The sequence below is a fragment of the Enterobacter cloacae complex sp. XAL002 genome, assembly GCF_049236805.1.
Taxonomy (GTDB): Bacteria; Pseudomonadota; Gammaproteobacteria; order Enterobacterales; family Enterobacteriaceae; genus Enterobacter; species Enterobacter intestinihominis.
On the sequence record NZ_JBMKJN010000058.1, the window covers coordinates 1 to 3,015 of the forward strand.

Consider the following 3,015-nt stretch of genomic DNA (forward strand, 5'->3'; position numbering starts at 1 on the left):
ATGTAAGGCCTTTGAATAAGACAAAAGGCTGCCTCATCGCTAACTTTGCAACAGTGCCGGGATTACGTGAAGCATCCACATAAAGCAACTAACCATGATCGCAATAGCACAACCAATTGGAATCCATGTGCTCAACCACGTCTGGATTGATGTAGCGGTTGATTCACCAGTATCGGTGCCAGCGGCCAGCGCAATTTGCGGCAGGGCAATGGACAAAACGCCCATAACTACCGCAGGGCCATACTTCTTAAACAACGTGGTCATACTTTCTCCTTACTCACTATCTTCTGTTGATTGCAGATTTAACCGGCATTCTTCAACGCCACACTTATCTTTCAAAAACTCTGCCAGTAGCCTTAAATCAGCCCAGGTTCGTAGTTCATGCTCTTTGTTAACCCGAATGGAACATGCGATCTGGCCCAACTGTTCATCGTCTATCTGAAAAACGGGATACCACGTCTTTAATGAAACCCGTTTTATCGTTACCTCCTTCACTTTTCCTGTTTCAAATAGCTCCAGGATCTGTGATTGCAATACAAGGTACAAACGTTCCATCCATAACCTCACTCCCCCTTCGCTGTTTCCTGTTTGGTTAAAAAGGCATCCGTATTATTTCGGCTGAAGGCATCGCCATCACCCGAACCAAAAACATCTTGTTCACCGTCATACTGCGTGGCCGTACTTTTTGCCTGCTGAGGCTCAGTCGCGGTGCTGTCCTCACTGGTCTGGCCATCAGGTAGCAGCGTAGGGATTTTCAAATCAGTTGATTGACGCGCCACGTTGATAACTTTCGTGACATACCCGTTAGAAATCCCGTTTATGAGTGAGCCGGTGTTGTAGCAGGAAAGCGCGTGTCTCAGCGCAACCTGCCCGGCTGGATAGGATTTCAGGGCGCTATCATAACAGGCTTTAAGGATGGTCTGGCTCGCCCGCAGGTTGATGCAGGGCTTGAAAATATCGTCAACCGAAAGACCCAGGCCCACTAAATTATTTGAGTTAATTTGTGCAAGGCCCATATCAAAACTTTTATTATCCTTCAGCAGAACTTTCGAAACGCTGACGGCCTCAGCTTCAGTACGTGGTTGCTGTTTTAACTGGGTACTACCACCGTTAATATTGATCCTGTACGGCCCATTTGAGGACTCATGGCCGACGATGTACGCCATTGTTAAGGGTGAAACATCAGGCGCACATCTCTGCGCAAGCCTGGCAACTTCATCTGAGGCAGGCGCAGCACTGGCACGGCCAGCACAAGCAAGGCAGGCCAGAGCGAGAACCAGAAGTTTTGGATGTTTACTCATTTACGTTTCACCGCGTAATTGTAATTTCGACGACTTATGTTTATGATAAGGGCTAATGAGATCGTGTCAAGAAGAAACGAAAAGAAAACCTCTGAAGGAAGGAAGGTAATGCTGGTTCCCCTGAAATCAGAAAAACGCCCCAAAGGTGAACCCATGTATCGTGACCCGGATAACCCTTTTAATACGTGGACTGGTATAGGGAAGCGCCCGGCCTGGCTAACTGCAAAATTGGACGCTGGCATTAGCCTGGAAGCCATGAAAATGCAGGGCGTTGCCAACCCCAGAGAACATAGACAAGTAAAATACCGCGACCCCAGGAACGCAGAAAATACCTGGTCCGGGACTGGCCGCCGACCAACATGGCTCAAAGAGCTGCTTGATAGTGGTTTATCACTTGATGATCTAAAGATATAACCGGAGAGTATAAAAATGGGCGATGTTATTGATTTTGCGGAAAAGCAAAAAGGCAGAAGGAAGAAAAAGGCATTTTCCATTCCGCCCATTTTAAGAAAATTCCGAGTCCATGCTATCAGGTTACTCGCCAGCATCATCAAATCCGGCTCTTATTCAGTTGCTTATATCGTTAAGAAAATTACAGGAAAGTTAATCAAGTTGTTCGCAATGTTAACGATTTTCGTTTTTATTGTCGAATATATCGCAGGCGATATAGGTTACAAATCTATTTATAACTCTGCGTTATTATTAATATTACTTACCGTTATCAACATTCTGGCGGGTGTATATCTGAACAAACTGTTAAGGACAAAACAATGAAGAAACTCTTAATCCCTCTGATAGCAGCTGGTAGTCTGCTTTATCTTCCTGCCAGCCATGCTGAAGATCCCTGCAAAGTTATTATGTGCATGGCGGGCAAGCTCACCGGCGATAGCGGCGGAAGCGAGTGTAACAGTGCTGAAGCTGCTTTCTTCAATATCGTTAAAAAGAACAAGCACGGCTTTTTACCCAACCACACGAGGGATGCCAGGAAGGCTTTTCTTAATGAATGCCCGGATAATGGCGAAGGTGGAAGTAACCAGTCGATGATAAGCCAGATCATAAGTAAATACGGGAAAGTTCGCTTATAGGCGGGCTAGGAATAATCTCAATTTAAGGAGCCAACGTGAAAAAAATTATATTAAGTGCATTAGCCTGTACAGCTCTCTTAACTGGTTGCGTCAGCCAAGATAAAGGTAATGCGATGCAGAGCCAGATGAATAACCAGCAACGCCAGATTAACGAATTATCCGTTCGTTTGCAGTCTGCGGAGTCCCGGCTATCAAAGCAGGAAGAAAAGCTGCGCAACGAACTGCTGCAATCCAGCGGCTATTGCTATCTGAATGGCGCCCGCTACTCGACCGGCACCGTACTTTACGGGCGGATTTGCCAAAATCAGTCAGGCAGCGCTTCGTGGCAGGTTTACAGCCGTCGCTAAACACCAGGGCGGTTTAACCGCCCTTTTCTTTACCCACAGAAAGCACACTATCACCATGTTCCCCTTCCCCACTACAGAAAACCTTATTCTATGGGCTTGCAGCGCCATCGCACTGTTTGCCGTTGTATTCTTCCGGCGTTCAGTACGCAACCGACGACACAAAAGGAAGCAGCAAAGTGCGCGGCGGGTGCTGGAGCGCATAAAGACGTTGCCGGGCTTCCCACAAAAAATTAACTACCTGAGGAAAATTGATCCTTTTGTGTTTGAAGAACTGTTGCTGGA

The 3,015-nt window shown here is 46.7% G+C and carries 7 protein-coding genes and 1 pseudogene; 5 read left to right on the top strand and 3 right to left on the bottom strand.

Translation table 11 applies throughout. The features are described 5' to 3' along the window. Window positions 1-39 precede the first annotated feature (39 nt). Genes ACOT0L_RS23790 through ACOT0L_RS23800 form a run of 3 tightly spaced genes read right to left on the bottom strand, consistent with a single transcriptional unit; the run spans window position 40 to window position 1,301 of the window. Window positions 40-264 carry a conjugal transfer protein TraM gene (locus ACOT0L_RS23790; protein ID WP_148839772.1) on the bottom strand — a complete coding sequence of 75 codons (225 nt, stop codon included), beginning with the start codon at window positions 262-264 and terminating at the stop codon, window positions 40-42. 9 nt (window positions 265-273) lie between these two features. Then, window positions 274-555, bottom strand: a complete 282-nt coding sequence (gene korA / locus ACOT0L_RS23795; RefSeq protein ID WP_016338364.1) for a transcriptional repressor KorA — start codon at window positions 553-555, stop codon at window positions 274-276. A gap of 8 nt (window positions 556-563) precedes the next feature. After that, the gene (locus tag ACOT0L_RS23800) at window positions 564-1,301 is read right to left on the bottom strand and encodes a lytic transglycosylase domain-containing protein (RefSeq protein ID WP_013279384.1); all 738 of its coding nucleotides are present in this window, start codon (window positions 1,299-1,301) and stop codon (window positions 564-566) included. 108 nt (window positions 1,302-1,409) lie between these two features. Here ACOT0L_RS23800 and ACOT0L_RS23805 point away from each other — a divergent pair, with 108 nt between their 5' ends. The 5 genes and pseudogenes from ACOT0L_RS23805 to ACOT0L_RS23825 form a co-directional block, all read left to right on the top strand. Further along, complete coding sequence (locus ACOT0L_RS23805; RefSeq protein WP_012561154.1) at window positions 1,410-1,715, top strand: H-NS family nucleoid-associated regulatory protein; 306 nt, start codon at window positions 1,410-1,412, stop codon at window positions 1,713-1,715. Between the two features lie 15 nt (window positions 1,716-1,730). After that, entirely contained in the window at window positions 1,731-2,075 is a 345-nt protein-coding gene (locus ACOT0L_RS23810) for a hypothetical protein (protein WP_012561155.1), read from the top strand. Next, window positions 2,072-2,386: a TrbM/KikA/MpfK family conjugal transfer protein gene (locus ACOT0L_RS23815; RefSeq protein WP_016338363.1), complete on the top strand. Its 315-nt coding sequence runs from the start codon at window positions 2,072-2,074 to the stop codon at window positions 2,384-2,386. The genes ACOT0L_RS23810 and ACOT0L_RS23815 overlap by 4 nt, the downstream gene beginning before the upstream one ends. Window positions 2,387-2,499: 113 nt before the next feature. Continuing rightward, complete coding sequence (locus ACOT0L_RS23820) at window positions 2,500-2,733, top strand: hypothetical protein (RefSeq protein ID WP_012561157.1); 234 nt, start codon at window positions 2,500-2,502, stop codon at window positions 2,731-2,733. A gap of 55 nt (window positions 2,734-2,788) precedes the next feature. Continuing rightward, window positions 2,789-3,015: pseudogene (locus tag ACOT0L_RS23825) on the top strand (restriction endonuclease); the annotation flags it as partial.

Excerpts from the sequence above, each read along its gene's own strand:
- ACOT0L_RS23790 (WP_148839772.1), bottom strand. The coding sequence starts at position 264 with ATGACCACGTTGTTTAAGAAGTATGGCCCTGCGGTAGTTATGGGCGTT.
- korA (WP_016338364.1), bottom strand. The coding sequence starts at position 555 with ATGGAACGTTTGTACCTTGTATTGCAATCACAGATCCTGGAGCTATTT.
- ACOT0L_RS23800 (WP_013279384.1), bottom strand. The coding sequence starts at position 1,301 with ATGAGTAAACATCCAAAACTTCTGGTTCTCGCTCTGGCCTGCCTTGCT.
- ACOT0L_RS23805 (WP_012561154.1), top strand. The coding sequence starts at position 1,410 with ATGCTGGTTCCCCTGAAATCAGAAAAACGCCCCAAAGGTGAACCCATG.
- ACOT0L_RS23810 (WP_012561155.1), top strand. The coding sequence starts at position 1,731 with ATGGGCGATGTTATTGATTTTGCGGAAAAGCAAAAAGGCAGAAGGAAG.
- ACOT0L_RS23815 (WP_016338363.1), top strand. The coding sequence starts at position 2,072 with ATGAAGAAACTCTTAATCCCTCTGATAGCAGCTGGTAGTCTGCTTTAT.
- ACOT0L_RS23820 (WP_012561157.1), top strand. The coding sequence starts at position 2,500 with ATGCAGAGCCAGATGAATAACCAGCAACGCCAGATTAACGAATTATCC.